The sequence below is a fragment of the Gordonia sp. 852002-50395_SCH5434458 genome, from assembly GCF_001665905.1.
GTDB lineage: Bacteria > Actinomycetota > Actinomycetes > Mycobacteriales > Mycobacteriaceae > Gordonia > Gordonia jacobaea.
Map to the genome: position 1 here is coordinate 33870 of NZ_LZTC01000105.1, position 16039 is coordinate 49908.

At 64.6% G+C, this 16039-nt stretch carries 12 protein-coding genes and 1 pseudogene; 5 read left to right on the top strand and 8 right to left on the bottom strand.

Features of this window, described 5'->3' with window-relative positions; translation table 11 throughout:
* Positions 1-23 precede the first annotated feature (23 nt).
* Entirely contained in the window at positions 24-689 is a 666-nt protein-coding gene (locus tag A5785_RS22345) for a DUF1345 domain-containing protein (protein ID WP_005203704.1), read from the top strand.
* 34 nt (positions 690-723) lie between these two features.
* On the opposite strand, the gene A5785_RS22350 is transcribed toward A5785_RS22345, so the two are convergent.
* Together A5785_RS22350 and A5785_RS22355 are read right to left on the bottom strand one after the other, a co-directional pair.
* Complete coding sequence (locus A5785_RS22350) at positions 724-2205, bottom strand: flavin-containing monooxygenase (protein ID WP_039854825.1); 1482 nt, start codon at positions 2203-2205, stop codon at positions 724-726.
* A gap of 99 nt (positions 2206-2304) precedes the next feature.
* Positions 2305-3455 (bottom strand): annotated as a pseudogene (locus tag A5785_RS22355) (ATP-grasp domain-containing protein).
* Between the two features lie 328 nt (positions 3456-3783).
* Here A5785_RS22355 and A5785_RS22360 point away from each other — a divergent pair.
* Positions 3784-5058: an MFS transporter gene (locus A5785_RS22360; RefSeq protein WP_082946638.1), complete on the top strand. Its 1275-nt coding sequence runs from the start codon at positions 3784-3786 to the stop codon at positions 5056-5058.
* A 40-nt stretch (positions 5059-5098) separates the two neighbouring features.
* Here the strand turns inward: A5785_RS22360 and malQ are convergent, their stop codons facing one another.
* Positions 5099-7264, bottom strand: coding sequence for a 4-alpha-glucanotransferase (malQ, locus tag A5785_RS22365; RefSeq protein WP_065181065.1), 2166 nt, complete (start codon positions 7262-7264; stop codon positions 5099-5101).
* Between the two features lie 114 nt (positions 7265-7378).
* Here malQ and A5785_RS22370 point away from each other — a divergent pair, with 114 nt between their 5' ends.
* Entirely contained in the window at positions 7379-7996 is a 618-nt protein-coding gene (locus tag A5785_RS22370; RefSeq protein ID WP_005203718.1) for a cysteine hydrolase, read from the top strand.
* A gap of 86 nt (positions 7997-8082) precedes the next feature.
* Here A5785_RS22370 and A5785_RS22375 read toward each other — a convergent pair whose 3' ends face one another.
* The 4 genes from A5785_RS22375 to A5785_RS22390 all read right to left on the bottom strand — a co-directional run bounded on the left by A5785_RS22375 (position 8083) and on the right by A5785_RS22390 (position 12784).
* Positions 8083-9414, bottom strand: coding sequence for an MFS transporter (locus A5785_RS22375; protein WP_065181094.1), 1332 nt, complete (start codon positions 9412-9414; stop codon positions 8083-8085).
* 118 nt (positions 9415-9532) lie between these two features.
* The gene (locus A5785_RS22380; RefSeq protein ID WP_231895507.1) at positions 9533-10558 is read right to left on the bottom strand and encodes an esterase/lipase family protein; all 1026 of its coding nucleotides are present in this window, start codon (positions 10556-10558) and stop codon (positions 9533-9535) included.
* Positions 10559-10737: 179 nt separating this feature from the next.
* Positions 10738-12123 carry an FAD-binding oxidoreductase gene (locus A5785_RS22385; protein ID WP_065181067.1) on the bottom strand — a complete coding sequence of 462 codons (1386 nt, stop codon included), beginning with the start codon at positions 12121-12123 and terminating at the stop codon, positions 10738-10740.
* A 4-nt stretch (positions 12124-12127) separates the two neighbouring features.
* Positions 12128-12784, bottom strand: a complete 657-nt coding sequence (locus A5785_RS22390; RefSeq protein WP_005203727.1) for an SDR family oxidoreductase — start codon at positions 12782-12784, stop codon at positions 12128-12130.
* Between the two features lie 254 nt (positions 12785-13038).
* Here A5785_RS22390 and A5785_RS22395 point away from each other — a divergent pair, with 254 nt between their 5' ends.
* Positions 13039-13515, top strand: a complete 477-nt coding sequence (locus A5785_RS22395; protein WP_156528182.1) for a MarR family winged helix-turn-helix transcriptional regulator — start codon at positions 13039-13041, stop codon at positions 13513-13515.
* Positions 13516-13612: 97 nt separating this feature from the next.
* On the top strand, positions 13613-15448 hold the full coding sequence (locus A5785_RS22400) for an MFS transporter (protein WP_064862367.1): 1836 nt from the start codon (positions 13613-13615) through the stop codon (positions 15446-15448).
* A gap of 257 nt (positions 15449-15705) precedes the next feature.
* Here A5785_RS22400 and A5785_RS22405 read toward each other — a convergent pair whose 3' ends face one another.
* Positions 15706-15996, bottom strand: a complete 291-nt coding sequence (locus tag A5785_RS22405) for a hypothetical protein (protein ID WP_065181068.1) — start codon at positions 15994-15996, stop codon at positions 15706-15708.
* Positions 15997-16039: the final 43 nt, after the last annotated feature.

Genomic DNA, 16039 nt, shown 5'->3' on the forward strand with positions numbered 1-16039 from the left:
GCCGCGCGGTGTGTACTTGCTCCATGAACTCTCAACATCCGAAGTGGCGCATCCACCGCGGCGACGCACCGGTGCTGGTTCGGCTCCTCGTGAGCATCGTGGTGGGCTGGGCCGTCGCGGTAGGGATCTGGTCGGAACGTCCCACCGCTGCGCCGCTGGCCGGCTGGGCAATCGGCGCAGGCCTGTTCGTGCTGTGGACGTGGTTGGCGTTGTGGCCGATGGACAACGAGGCAACCGAGACGCACGCCAGTCGCGAGGAGCCGACGCGCCTGGGCGCGTTTGTCATCGTGCTGCTGGCAGCATTCGTGAGCCTCATCGGGATCGTCGAGGTGCTGACCCGAAAAGACCCGGTACTCCTGTTCATCGCACTGCTGTCGGTGGTGGCATCGTGGGCCGCCATCCACACGATGTACGCAACCCACTACGCACGCATGTACTTCGGCGGCGACGGCGTCAGTGAAGACAAGGGCGACGCGCCGCTCATCGATTTCCATCAGTCGGAGTCACCGCGCTACAGCGATTTCGTGTACGTCGCGATCACGGTCGGGATGAGCTACGCGATCTCCGACACCGACGTCGGCTCGTCACGGCTTCGTCGGACACTGGTCTTCCACGCCCTGCTGAGCTACTTCTTCGGCACCGTGATCGTCGCGCTGCTGATCAACCTCACCGCGAACGTCGGATCGTGACGCAGCACCGAATCCTCCTCTCCCCCAGCAACACTCAGCGATAGGAGTAGGAGTCCAGCGGGTAGCTGTCCATCTCACGCAGCGTGGTCAGCGTCGAATTCGGACGCAGGAGCGTCGCCTCGCCGTGCGGGTCGAAGTAATAGCTGCGCGACGTCGCACAGTTTCCGCGATAGAACACCGACGACTGCAGATGCTCGGTGACCTCGTCGAGGAACGCGTCGTTGGCGGCGTCGGTCACCTCGAAGACCTCCGTCTTGCGTCGACGCATCTCGCCGAACAACCGGGCGATGTGTTTCATCTGCGCCTCGATCGTCGTGAAGTACGAGAGGCCACTGTAGGAGTACGGACTGTTGAGCGACAAGAAGTTCGGGAAACGCGGAATGGTAATACCCTCGAAGGCCTGGAAACGGTTGTCGCGCCACCACTTTCCGAGGTCCCGGCCCTCCCATCCGATCACGGTCATCGCGGGAAAGTTGGTGTCCCACAGGTCGAATCCGGTGGCGAGTACGAGCGTGTCGATCTCGTGCCGCGTCCCGTCGGCGCTCACGATGGCGTCGGGTTCGAAGTGCCCGATGCCGCCGGTCTCCAACGTCACGTTCGGGCGGGCGTAGGCCCGAAAGTACTTGTTGGAGAATGTCGGTCGCTTACACCCGAAGTCGTAGTCGGGTGTCAGCGCCCTCCTGGTCGCGCCGTCGGGAACCTGAGCGCGCAGATGCGCCCGGGCCAGCAGTGCCGCGGCCTTGTTTCCCGGTTTGAATTGCTTGAAGTGCAGGACGCCGAACACCATCAGCATCTCCAGTAGCGAGGTGTTCACCAGACGAGCGGCGCGTTGCGTGAGCGGCACAGTGGCGAACAGATTCTGCAGCGCAGCGGGAATGGCGAAATCGACCTTGGGCACCACCCAGATCGGTGTGCGTTGGAAGACCGTCAGATGCGCTGCGTCGCGGGCGGCTTCGGGAATCAACTGCACCGCCGTCGCCCCGGTGCCGATGATTGCGACCCGACGCCCGGTGAAGTCGAATCCGTCCTCCCAGTCGGCGGTGTGCAGCACCTTCCCTTCGAACGAGTCGAGACCGGGAAAGTCGGGGACGTGCGGTTGCGACAGGAACCCCGTGGCGGTGACGTAGTACCGACAGGTACGACTCGAACCGTCGGCGGTGTACACGGTCCACAACCGCGCCTGCTCATCCCACTCGGCCTTCTCGACGCTCGTGCCGAACTCCATGTGACGCTTGAGGTCGTACTTGTCGGCGATGTGCTCGGCATAGCGCTTGAGTTCTGCGCCGGGAGCAAACAGCCGCGACCAGAACGGATTCGGCTCGAACGAGTACGAGTACGTCACCGACGCGATGTCGACGGCGAGACCGGGATAGTGATTGACGTGCCACGTGCCACCGAGGTCGTCTTCGCGTTCGAGAATCGCTATCGATTCGACGCCCTGCCGCTTGAGTTCGATGGCTCCGCCCATTCCACCGAAACCTGCGCCGACGATGACGACCTCATGATCTGGCTGCACCACGATCCGACCTCACTCCCCGAAGTATCTGTGACCTACGAACACAGTAACCCAGGTCACTTCGGAGGCAAAGAGTGGCGGCTTCCGGTCGGCGGGACCTCAGCCGATGGATGAGCCGTCGTAGAGGACGTCGAAGAATTGCGTGGCGACGAGTTGCTCGCCTTTCTGGCGATTGACACCGAGCTGCCTGCGGTACTTGGCGACGTGCTGCAACGACAGCGCCGAGTACAGCAGTGGCAGGTGATCCTTGCGTTGGTCGTAGACACCCGCCGCGCCCTTGGCCGCTGCGCGATTGGCCTTCCAATGCGACGGGTGCATCAGGACGTCGCGGATCACGGCCGCCTTGATCATCTTCTTGCGTCCTGGGGGCACCACGACCAGCTCACCCGGATCGAACAGCGCGGCGTCGAATTCCTCCGGTGTGGCGATAGTGCATCCGGCGGTGGGGCGCGGGTTGCACTCCACCATGTGGTGCACGCCGTCGTCGGTCACCAAGAAGTCGAAACTGATCTGGCCGTGCCAGTTCAATTCGCGCGCGATGGTCTGTGCCGCGTGTAGCGACTCGGGAGAATCGACGGACTCGAACACGATTCCGCCGCGATTGTCGATGGCCAACGAGTGCTCGTAGCAGGAGTGCAGCACCACCTCGCCGTGGTGCACCACGCTCCAGCTACACCGGTCGACACCCTTCAGGTACTCCTGCACCAACCACGGGTCCTCCGCGGTGGGATGTACGCCGTCGAGACTCGTCTCCGCGGCGAGCGGACCGGTATTCGTGACGACATCGAGCCCACCACGGCCGTAGGCGGCGCGCGCGCGAACCAGTGTTCCCAATGGGTCGTCGCCGCCCGCAGCTCGTCGTCGTTGGTCGCCGTGATCGATTCGGCCACAGGAAGATTCAGTGAGCGACACAGTTCGGCGAAGCTCACCTTGTCGTGTACGCGATGCAGCGTCGGGAAGTCCGGAAAGAAGAGCTCCAGGTCAGGGTGCCCCGCCAGCAGACGGTCGCGATGGTAGGCGAGGTAGAACACCTCCTCGAACATCGGCAACAACCAGGTGACGTTCTCGGTGTCGATGATGTCGACGACCGCGGCGATGAACGCCTCGGTCTCCTGGGTCGGTGCAGGCACCGTGTAATGCTTGGCGGCTCCCCGCGAATGGCTTCCCGGCGCAGAACTGAACGTATCGGCAGCGATCACCCGACGTCCGGTGACGCCGAGCTTGTGAATCTCGTCGACTGCGAACGGCATGCGCGACGTGGTGGCAAGAATCGTGGGATCGATGGCTGGCACGAATCCACCGTAACGGGCCGGTGCACCGTGTGCGGCGATAGAGACATTCACGGCATGAATTCGACGCTGCGGCAGCGGCCTACTCCGATCGATCGCCAGATGTGTGTCGTACGTAAGGATGTGGGTGCTGCAGCACCCACATCCTTACGTACGACACACATTCACCAGACACGCATTCACCATTTCCCCAGCTCACCGGTCCGGGGCCTCGTCGCGCGCACCAGGTCCGTCGCGCACCCACATGCCGCTGCGGAATACCTTGGCGCACTTCGACGCTAGGCCTCCTATGACGCAGACGCCCGGCCCCACACACTCTGAAGGATCAGCTCCCGCACAGTCTGATTCCGTCGAAACGCACTCCCTCGAAACACACTCCGGTGGGGCGCGTTCGTTCGTCGCGGCGATTGCAGCGTTCGCGGTCGTGATGCTCGGCACCACGCTGCCGACTCCGCTGTACTCGATCTACGCGAAGGACCTCGGATTCGGCGTCACCACGACGACGATCATCTTCGCCGTGTACGCGGCCGGAGTGATCGTTGCCCTGATCTGCTTCGGACGCTGGTCGGACATCCTCGGCAGGCGTCCCCTGCTGATCGCCGGCGCGATCCTCTCGGCGATCAGCGCCGTCGTCTTCCTGACCGCGGGCCCGGTGTGGCAGCTCATGATCGGGCGTGTGCTCTCCGGCCTGTCAGCGGGCATCTACGCAGGTGCGGCGACCGCAGCGGTCATCGAACTCGCACCTCCGAGCTGGCGTCACCGCGCGCCCGCACTCGCGACCGCGGCCAACATCGGCGGACTCGGCCTCGGTCCGCTGATCGCCGGACTGCTCGCGCAGTTCGCTCCGGCGCCGCTGCGCACCGCGTTCATCGTCGACCTCGTGCTGCTGGCGATCGTGTTCGTCGGCATCTGGTTCATGACCGAGCCCGTGACGCGCAAGGCAGGGACCCGACTGTCGGTTCAGAAGCTGTCGGTGCCGCCGGAGACACGCGCGGTCTTCACGCGTGCCGCGATCGCAGCCTTCGCGGGATTCGCGGTGATGGGCACATTCACCGGCGTCACCCCGTCGTTCGTCTCGCACGTGCTCGGCATCCACTCGCCCGCGCTCGCAGGCGGTCTGGTGTTCCTCCTGTTCGGCGCGTCCGCCGCAGCGCAGATCGCGGGTCGCACGATCCCCACCGAACGCGCACTGATCGCAGGCTGCGCGCTCCTGGTCGTCGGCATGGCCGTTCTGGTGGGCGGACTACTCGCGGCCTCGTTCACACTGCTCGTCATCGGGGCATTGATTGCCGGTGCGGGACAAGGCCTTTCGTTCAGCAAGGGACTCGCGTCGGTCGTCGCCGCAAGTCCCGCTGATCGTCGTGCCGAGGTGATGTCGACGTTCTTCGTCGTCGCCTACGTCGCCATCTCGATCCCCATCGTCGGCGAGGGTATCGCGGCATCGCACTGGGGCCTCAAGACGTCGGGTGTCGTGTTCAATGTGGCCGTCGGTGTGCTCGCGCTCATCGCGCTGGTGTTGACCGCCGTCGCCGTGCGACGCGCGAACACCCGAGCTTTCGCATGATTGCGCCTCTGCCCGACCGATGCCGTCAGACTTCGGCCGATCAGTCCTCGGGCAGCAAGCCTCGATGCGTGCCGACGCCCTCTCCCACCAGGGCCGCGACGAGGTCGGCGAACCGACGACTGCTGGCGAGATCCTCGACCAGCACGACGGTCGCGTCCTCGTCGGCGAGGGGGATGCACCAGTTGGGGTACTGCTCGCTATCGGTGCCCGGTTGGTTCTGAATCCGACGCTCCCCGACGGCGTCGACGAGTGCCACTCCGAGCAGTACCGACGGGCTTGCCGCGATGAGCCGATACAGCGCTTCCACGGTCTCCGCGCTCGTCAGCGCGGTGTCCGGATCGAGCAGCCCGCGTGCACGAGCGAGGTCGAGGATGGCGTCGCGGTCGCGCGCGTCACGGGCGCGTTCCTCCGACTCCGACGTCTCGAGCAATCCGAGCTCCGCGCGTAGATCGATGTGCTCGCCTGCAAGGTAGCCCAGCGTCGGCGGCAGGTCATGCGTGGTCACCGAGGTGAGGCAGAGTTCGCGGTACTCCTCCGGTGGGATGGGTGCGTATGGGCCGTGCTCGAACCACAGGATCGACGTCCCGAGGATTCCGCGTTGCGCCAGCGCGGTCTGCACCGTCGGCTCGAAGACTCCGAGATCCTCACCGATCACCACCGCACCTGCCCGTTGCGCCTCGAGTGCGAGGATGCCGAGCAGTGCGTCGTGGTCGTAGCGGACGTACGTGCCGCCGGCGGGCCCCATACCGTCGGGAATCCACCACAGTCGGAAGAGCCCGAGAATGTGGTCGACGCGGAGGCCACCCGCATGCCGCAGAACTGTCCGCAACATGTCGCGATACGGCTCATAGCCTGCCGCCGCGAGTCGGCCGGGATGCCAGGGCGGCTGATTCCAGCCCTGGCCCTGCTGATTGAACCCGTCGGGCGGCGCGCCGACGGTCGCGCCGGACGCCAGCACGTCACCGAGCATCCAGGCATCGGCCCCGTGTCGATCGACTCCGACGGCCAGATCGGTGATGATCCCGATACTCATACCCGACGACGTCGCCGCGTGCTGGGCCGCGGCCAACTGCTCGTCGCAGATCCATTGCAACCACATGTAGAAGTCGATGCGATCGCTGTACCGACGGCGAATTCGCTTGAGGTATCGCGGATCAGACGCCTTGTCCGGCCAGGTGGTCTCATCACTCCCGAACCGTTCTACGAGAACACACCACGTAGCGAAACCCTTGAGCCCCTTGCCCTCTCGCTTTCGGAACCGCAGAAAAGCGTGATCGCGACGCTTACTGCGCGGAACGTCGTGGACGAGTTCGAGCACGTCGAGCTTTGCCCGGTATGACTTGTTGCGCTTGATTCTCGACGGATCGAGGTCGTCGGTGAAGAACGCTTTCTGCAGTCCCTTGATCCACTTGCGTTGCGCCTTCGGCAGATCGTCGGTCTCGGGGATCTCCTCGATCCTGATGTAGAGCGGATTGACGAAACGACGCGTTGCAGGCAGGTAGGGCGATGCCTCGACGGGTGGGCGTGGTGCGGCGGCATGCATCGGATTGACCTGCACGAAGTCGGCGCCGTAGACACTGCCCGCGACCTCGCATACCTGGGCGAGATCGGCAAAGTCGCCGACCCCCCACGACGACGCCGAACGCACCGAGTACAGCTGTAGTGCCAACCCCCACCGCTGCGCGCCGAGCAGGTCGTCTGCGGTCGAGAGCCGACGTGGCGTCACGATCAAGGGTGCGGTCGCGTTGACGTCGCGCGCCGGATTGGCCCCGACGATCTCGTGATAGCCCTGCGGCAGATCCGACGGCACCGCGAACGTCGCCCGCCCGGTGAGCACACCGTCGACGTCCCGCGGTTGAATCCATACGTCGAGCTGTGTCGGCGTGAGCGTGTCCCCCGATTCCGTTCGGATACAGACCGCGACCGGATCGCCGTGCGGAACGTGCACAGCGAATGTCGTGTCATCCCCCTCGGTGACAACGGTGACCGGGGGCAGGAACGACCGCCATGGAGCGACGTCGAGTTCTGCCAGGGACTGCTCGATTTCGGTGTCGGTGCCTGCCGCGACGTCGAGCGATGCGAGCACCGCAACCAGCGTGTCCCGCGATACCTCGTGATACTCCTGATCCCAACCGGTGTAGCCGATGCTCACTCCGCAGCGCTGTGCGAGCTCGGCCAGCCGGTCACTCACCTGATCGGTCGTCACGTCTGCATCGTCTCACCGATTCGGCGAGGACGCGCGCTCACCGACAACCTTGCGCGATGACCCAGCACGCAGTTGAATTCTTGTGACCCCGATCACTGCACACTGGGAGTACTCATGGCCGACGACACGCTCACCCTCGACCCCGCAACCACCGCACTGGTGCTCATCGAGTACCAGAACGAGTTCACCAGCGACGGAGGCGTTCTGCACGACGCCGTCGCCGAGGTCATGGACTCGACGGGGATGCTGTCCAACACCGTCACACTCGTCGACAAGGCCCGTGCCGCAGGCGTGACGATCATGCACGCACCCATCACCTTCGCGCCGGGCTACGGCGAACTGACACGGCACCCGTACGGAATCCTCAAGGGCGTCGTCGACGGCAACGCCTTCGTGAAGGGCACGTGGGGTGCCGCGATCGTCGACGATCTCACCCCGACAGAAGGTGACATCCTCATCGAGGGCAAGCGCGGCCTCGACACCTTCGCGAGCACCAACATCGATTTCATCCTGCGCAGCAAGGGAATCGAGACGATCATCCTCGCCGGATTCCTCACCAACTGCTGCGTCGAGTCGACGATGCGATCGGGCTACGAGAACGGCTACCGCGTCATCACGCTGACCGACTGCACCGCCGCGACGTCGCCGGCCGAACACGAGAACGCCATCTCGTTCGACTATCCGATGTTCTCGCTGCCCGTCGAATCCTCGGAGGTTCTCGCGGCGCTGTGATCAGTCGCGGCACCGCCGCTGTGATCAGTCGCGGCACCGCCGCGGTGATCAGTCGCGGCACCGCCGCAGCTATCAGAAGAAGGCGATCAGAAGAACTGATCGCTGCGGCGGATCAGCGAGGTGGCGACGACGCTGATCAGTCCGGTCAGCACCAGGTAGCCCGCGGCCAGCCACGGCGTGCCACCCGCCGCGCCGAGCAGCGCGGTCAGGATGAGCGGCGTGAGACCCGACGCGTAGATGCCGGAGAACTGATACACCACCGACAGCCCGGTGTAGCGGACCGGCGTCGGATACAGGCTCGCGAACAACGTGCCCTGCGCGCCATAGAACAGGGCGTGCACGACGCCGAACACCGCCACGAGTCCCACGGTGAACCAGATGAGGTCGGCGGTGCCGAAGAGCGCGAACACCGGGTACACCGCGAGCGAGTAGGCGATCATGCCCGCCAGGTACACGCGCTTGGGACCGAACCGGTCGGTCAGTACACCCGATACCGGTAGCAGCACGGCCATCACCAGAGAGGCGATTGTCACCGAGATCAGCACCGAGACCTTGGGCAGATCGAGTTGTGTTGTCGCATAGGCGATCGCGAACACACCCCAGGTGTTGAATGCCGACCCCTCACCCCAGCGAGCGAGCAGCCCGAGCACGGTGTTGCGCGTATACGGTCGGCGCACCACCTCCTTGAGTGGCGCGGACGACTTCTGGGAGAGTTCGTCGACCTCCCGGAAGGCGGGCGTCTCGTCGACCTTCAGGCGCACCACGAACCCGATGACCACCAACACGATGCTGCCGAGGAAGGCGATGCGCCATCCATAGGCGAGGAACGCGTCGTCGTCGAAAACCACCTGCAACAGCGCGAACATCGCCGTGCCCAGTGCGAGGCCGAGCGCCAGACCGATCTGCGGAATCGAACCGAAGAAGCCTCGACGCCCCCGCGGACTGTGCTCGACGGCGAGCAGCACCGCACCCGCCCACTCCCCGCCGAGCGCGAACCCCTGTACGACGCGGAGCACCAGGAGCAGGATCGGCGCGACGATCCCGACCTGCGCGGCCGTGGGCAGCACGCCCATCAGTGCGGTCGCGAGGCCCATCATCACCATCGTCAACGCCAGCGTCTTCTTCCGGCCGATCCGGTCACCGATGTGACCGAACACGACGCCGCCGATCGGACGCACCACGAACCCGACGGCGAAGGTCGCGAACGTGAGCAGAGTGCCGACGAATCCGCTCTGGTGCGGGAAGAACACCGTGTTGAAGACCAAACTCGCCGCCGTCGCGTACAGGAAGAAGTCGTACCACTCGACGGTCGTCCCGAGCAGACTCGCCACCGCAACGGTCCGCAGCCGCCGACGCCGCTCGCCGTCGGTCTCGTCGATCTGAGGCTCCGTGCTCGCGGCGTTCGCCGATCCGGCCAGCGGATCAGATGAGGTCGTGGGAGTCGCAGTCACGGTTGTTCGACGCTACGCACCACCACGCCGATGAGCCCAGACCAAGAATCACGGTGATCTCAACTGGACGTGATCCCACAGGCCGTCACCGTGCGACGCACACCGCGGCGACATCGGCGCCGAGGCCGCGCAGCGCCAGCGACTGCGCTCGCGGCGAGTAGGTGAAGTCGGTGTGCTCGGTATGGTCGCCTGCGCAGCCGTTCTGGATCACGGTGTTCTCGACGCGGGCACCGGGACCAGCCGTCAGAAATGTCGCCGTGTACGGCGTGGAGACCTCGTCGTAGATCGTGGTGAGCACCGTGTAGCCGATTCCCGGCAGAGTGTCACCGCCGCGGTTGAGTCGAGTGATGAACGCCGACCCCACCTGCTGATCCGCACCGGCGGGGCCCGACGCTGCGCCGACCTCGGAGCTTACGTCGATGCCCACTGCCTGTAGATCGTTCTCGAGACCGACCAATCCGTTCATCGTCGTACCATGATTCGTCGCGACCATCGTCACCACGTGAGACACCTTGTTGCGCTGAGGATTCGACACATCCGCACCACCGTGGAACTTCAGGTAGCCGCGCGCGATGACACCGCCCTGAGAGTGTCCGACGAGATCGACCTGGCGCGCACCGGTCGCCCGCAGCACCCGATCAACGAACGCACCAAGCTGTGCCGACGACTCGTCGACGTGGCCCGCGCCGTACTCGCCGCCGTGCTGCCGTGCGGGTATTCCGCCACCATCGCTTGCCGACAGGATTCCGAGGTTCGGTGCGAAGACGCAGAATCCGTGCCTCGCAAGCACCGGCGCAAAACCTGCCCAGGTCTGATACGCCGATTCCCAGGTCCCATGCACCAGAACGACGGGACGCGGATGGGCAGCAGATGGTCGACAGGCCCAGTTGTTCGCGCCCGGTGGATTCGCTTCGGGATTCGAGAATCGTGCCGCCGCACGGAAGTTGGACTGTAAGGGACCGCTATCCACGGGGTCTGCACCGACGCTTGTCACCGCATCCGCCGTCGGCGCGAGAAGCGCTGCGGCCAGGAGCGCCGCAGACACTGCCGTGACGACCGTCGACCCGATGCGACGTGAACGAATCAGACGACTACGAAGTCTGTTGCGCACTGCTTCTCCCGTGAATTGACTCAATTTGATCTGAAATTCGAGATTGAGCATAAGGGTCAAGGGTGGGCGCAGGACCGGTCATGTGGTCGGTCAGAAGTTGGATAACCGAGTGTGTCGACGCTCGCATCGCGGGTTCGAGGTGGTCGGCGCTAATGCGGGCGTTCCGCGCGTTGCGGTCGCTAGCCGAAGAGAACTCCCGGGTTGAGAAGCCCCGACGGATCGAGCGCAGCCTTGATCGCCCTCATCGTGTCGAGGTCGACTGCCGATCGGCCGAGTCCGGTCCAGGCGACTTTCGCGCGGCCGATTCCGTGTTCCGCGCTGATGCTGCCGCCGTGGGCGGAGACAATTCGAAACACCTTGTCACTCAACGACTCCACCGATTCCTCAGCGACGTCGAGCAGGTTCACGTGGATGTTCCCGTCGCCCACGTGCCCGAAAAGTATTGGCCGACAATCGTCATCAGCGATGGCGGCGAGCTCATCGAAGGCCACCGGCAATTCCCGCAGCGGAACCGAGACGTCGAGCTTGACCACCGGCGTCGTCGTCGACCGCGCAATGGATTCGGTATGACTCTCACGCACGAGCCACAGATCGCGCGCAGGCCCCGGTTCCAGGACCGCGTCGACGACGCCCGCAAGATCGTCGAGCACTTGCAGCACAACGTCTTCCGCGTCGTGCGGACCCGAGACCTCCAGGAGGACATAGAACTGCGCAGGGTTCGACACGGGTCGTCGGACTCCGTGCTCGTGCACCAGGTCGACACCCGCCTGGGTCATGATCTCCGCGGCCTCTGTGGTCAGGCCGGCATCGGAGACGGCGTCGATCAGCGCGAGTGCAACCGATACGTCGTCGACGGCGGCGACGAATACGACGGTCGCTCCGGTCGTCGGAACCAGGCGGACGAGCACGCGCGTGATGACGGCCAGGGTTCCCTCGCTCCCCGCGAGGAGGCCCGGAATGTCGTATCCCACATTGTCTTTCACGAGACTGCGCCAGCGGCGCAGGATCTGTCCATCTGCGCGCACGGCCTCGATCCCGAGTAGCTGACTGCGGGTGTTGCCATGCCGGATCATTCGGGTGCCGCCCGCGTTGGTCGCCACCATTCCGCCGAGCGTTGCCGACTCGCGCGACGCGAGGTCGACGCCGAACCGGAGACCCACACTCGACGCCCGCGCATCGAGTGCCGCCAGCGTCACCCCTGCCTGCACGCCGACGCTGCGACCGACCGTGTCGATCTCGTCGATGTCGGTCATACGTGCGGTGGACAGCACAATCGCCGGAGTCGAGGTGTCGGCGGGCGGGATCGACCCGCCGACAAGCCCGGTATTGCCGCTCTGCGGACAGATCGCAATACCTTCGTCGGCGCACAGCCCGACGACCGCGGCCACCTCCTCGGTGGTGCGGGGTCTGACAACCGCGACGGCGCTGCCGGTCCAGCGACCGGTCCAGTCGGTGAGGTAACCCGCCATCGCATCGGCGTCGGTGAGGACGTGCGACGACCCGACGATGTCGCCGAGGGCGTTGAGTCTGCCACTCACTGGATCACCGAGGTCAGGGGTCACCACCCGATTATGCGGGCTTGATGGCCTCCGCGATCGGCGTGGAGCCGTCGTTGAATTCAATGAACGTGCCGATGGTCGACGGCTCGACGATCACGGCCGCCGCGACCTGCGCGACGTTGTCGCGGCTGGTGTGCCCCTTCGTCCAGTCGCCCTTGTGCGTGACGTCGATGCGGCCGGTGCCCGGGTCGTCCGTGAGTCCACTCGGTCCGAGAATCGTCCACTCCAGGTCGGTCTTCTTCAGATACTCGTCGGCCTCGGCCTTCGATTCCGCGTACGCGTAGAACGAATCACCTTCCGGCACACCGTGATCGGGTCCGGCGCCGAAGTACGAAACCATGATGTATCGGTCGACGCCTGCCGCTTTCGCCGCATCCATCGACCGGATGGCCGCATCGCGGTCGACGGCGTAGGTGCGTTCTGGACTTCCACCACCAGCACCTGCCGACCACACCACGACGTCCTGTCCCGCCAGGACCGAGGCGAGGCCGGCTGTGTCGAGCTTCTCCACGTCTGCGAGCAGCGGCTCCGCGCCGGTCGCCGAGACGTCGTCGGACTGGGCGTCGTTACGAATGACGGAGGTGACCTTGTCTCCCCTGTCGCTCAAGATCTTGGCCAGTCGCAGTGCGATCTTGCCGTGTCCGCCGATGATGATCACCTGGGTCATGAGAGTCCTCGATTCGTCGGTGAATGGGTCGCCATATCCAACGTACCGACGCCGACGGCTCATCCCTCCCGAGCGCCGACACCTCTCGGGCGAACACCCTTCGCCGAGTTTACGATTCGATTACTTAGCATTAAGCAACTATATTGATCGTGTCTGGGTCCCTTGACCGACTTCTCGTCATCAGGGCATTCGTAGCCCGGAAAACAACACAGTTATCGACAAGTTCGACCAATCGAGCACGACCAATAAAGAAGGTGATCACCCTGTCCGACTCCACTTCGCTCATCTCCACGTCGCTCGACGGGGCAGGCACCAACGACGTCGCGGTGCTGCACCATCATCTGGTTCGCGTCACCCGCGCACTTCGCACCAGTGGAACCGGCAACCTCAGCGTCGGAACGGCATCGGCGCTCTGGACGATCAACGCGCACGGCCCGCTGCGCATGTCGGCACTTGCCGAGCGTGAGTCGGTCGCGTTGCCGACGGTCTCACGCCTCGTCGCGAGCCTCGAGCAACTCGGGTACGTGACCAGGACACCGGATCCGGAAGACGGTCGCGCGCGCCTCCTGGTGGCAACCCCCGAAGGCGCGGATGTGATCACGCACGCACGTACCAAAAAAGCCCAGTTACTCGGAGCCGCGATGGAACGGCTCGATTCTCAGCAGCGAGAGCGCGTCCATGCGGCCATCGAGGATCTCGCCGACGCGCTGGCAGAGGAGATCTCGACCTGACGGGATCACCTGCTCCGCGGAGTGCTCCCACCATCTCCACCACCAGATACCTCCACTGACGACTTTCTCCGTTCACTGACTTTGTAAAAGGATTCACATGACCACTGCGGTTAACGGCGCCGGGTCCGCCCAACCGGCACAGGCTCCCGCTCACGATCCCCACTACAAGTGGATCGCGCTGTCGAACACGACGCTCGGCATGCTCATCGCGACGATCAACTCGTCGATCGTGCTCATCGCACTCCCTGACATCTTCAAGGGCATCAACCTCAATCCGCTTCTCCCCGAGAACACCAGCTACCTGCTGTGGATGATGATGGGATTCCTCGTCGTCACCGCAGTGCTGGTGGTGAGCTTCGGCCGGCTCGGCGACATGTTCGGCCGTGCGCGGATGTACAACATGGGCTTCGCCATCTTCACCGTCTCGTCGATCCTGTTGGCGATCACCTGGTTCGACGGCAGCGAGGCAGCTATCTGGCTGATCTTCTGGCGCATCATCCAGGGCGTCGGAGGAGCATTCCTGATGGCCAACTCGTCGGCCATCCTCACCGACGCCTTCCCGCCGAACCAGCGTGGTCTGGCAATGGGCATCAACGGTGTCGCCGCGATCGCAGGCTCGTTCCTCGGCCTGCTCGTCGGCGGCTTGCTCGCGCCGATTCAGTGGCATTACATCTTCCTGGTCTCAGTGCCCTTCGGCGTCGTCGGAACCATCTGGGCCTACCTCAAGCTGCGTGACACCGGTGTCCGCAAGCACGCCAAGATGGACTGGTGGGGCAACGTCACCTTCGCCGTCGGCCTGGTCGCGATCCTCATCGCCATCACCTACGGCATCCAGCCCTACGGCACCTCGAACATGGGGTGGACGAACCCGTGGGTCCTCGCCGGCCTGATCGGCGGTGTCATCGTCCTGGCCATCTTCGTGCTGATCGAGACCAAGGTCGCGAGCCCGTTGTTCGAACTCTCTCTGTTCCGCAACCGCTCCTTCGCATACGGCAACCTCGCCAACCTGATGGCGTCGATCGGTCGTGGTGGACTGCAGTTCCTGCTCATCATCTGGCTGCAGGGAATCTGGCTACCGCAGCACGGCTACGACTACAGCCGCACCCCGCTGTGGGCAGGTATCTACATGGTTCCGATGACCATCGGCTTCCTCCTCAGCGCACCGGTGTCGGGCGCGCTCAGCGACAAGCTGGGCACCAAGTGGTTCACCACGCTCGGCATGCTCATCACTGCAGGCACCTTCGCGGCACTGATCGCGATCCCCGTCGACTTCGACTACTGGGTGTTCGCACTGATCCTGCTGATCAACGGCGTCGGCATGGGCCTGTTCGCCTCGCCGAACCGAGCGGAGGTCATGAACAGCCTTCCGATCACGTCTCGTGGTTCCGGCGCGGGCATGATGACGACGTTCCAGAACGCTGCGATGGTGTTGTCGATCGGCCTCTTCTTCTCGCTGATGATCGCGGGTCTGAGCCAGCACCTGCCGACGGCCATGTACAGCGGACTCACGTCCAACGGCATGCCGTCGGAAGCTGCCAATGGAATCGCGCACCTGCCGACGGTCGGCATCCTGTTCGCCGCGTTCCTCGGGTACAACCCGATCAAGGAGGTCGGGGGCCAGGCACTGCAGTCACTTCCGCAGGCCAGCGCCGATCACCTCACCGGGCTCAACTTCTTCCCGCACCTGATCAGCGATCCGTTCTCCGACGGCCTCACCGCGGCGTTCACCTTCGCCATGATCTGCTGCGTGATCGGCGCGATCGCATCGCTGTTCACCGGCAGCAAGACGATGAAGGTCGAGACGGTCGACGGTGCCGCCGCGGAGTCGCATCAGCCTGCCGAATCACTCGGCGAAGAGCTCGCCGCCGTCGCCGCCGACGCGAGCGAGATGCCCGGCGAACTGGTGACCCCCGACTCGTCGCGCCGTTCCTGACGCCGCCGGTCGAGCCCGATCCGCTGGTCGAGCCGATCCGCGGGTCAAGCCCGATCCGCGGGTCAAGCCCGATCCGCTGGTCGAGCCGATCCGCTGGTCGAGCTTGTCGAGACCACGCCCCTGGCTCGGTAGATGTGTGTCGTTTGTGAGGATGTGGGTGCTGCAGCACCCACATCTTTACGTTCGACACACATTTAGGCCGGAGTGGGGGCCGCTCCTCGAGCTTCCCCCGCTGGTCGAGCTTGTCGAGACCACCCTCAGTCGTGGAACTCGTTCTTCGGGAGCCGTTCTCGGGCGTCGGCCGACCAGCGGGCGGCGCGGACACGCAGGTTCCAGCGAGCAGGAGGCACGGTGAACTCCATCCACCGACCGTCACCGAGCCAGAGTGACCAGAGATCCTCGTCGGGAAAATCGCCCATCCGCACGTAGACCCGTTCACCCGCAGCTGTCGCGGTCAGCCAACCCTGGTCGGTCGGATCGTCGACGAACTGGGCTTCCGCAGCGAGTACCGACTCCAAGTCGACGACGCGATCGGCACGACTCACCATTGCTCTCCCCCTCGTTGATCCACCCCGGGCGTCACCTCGAAAC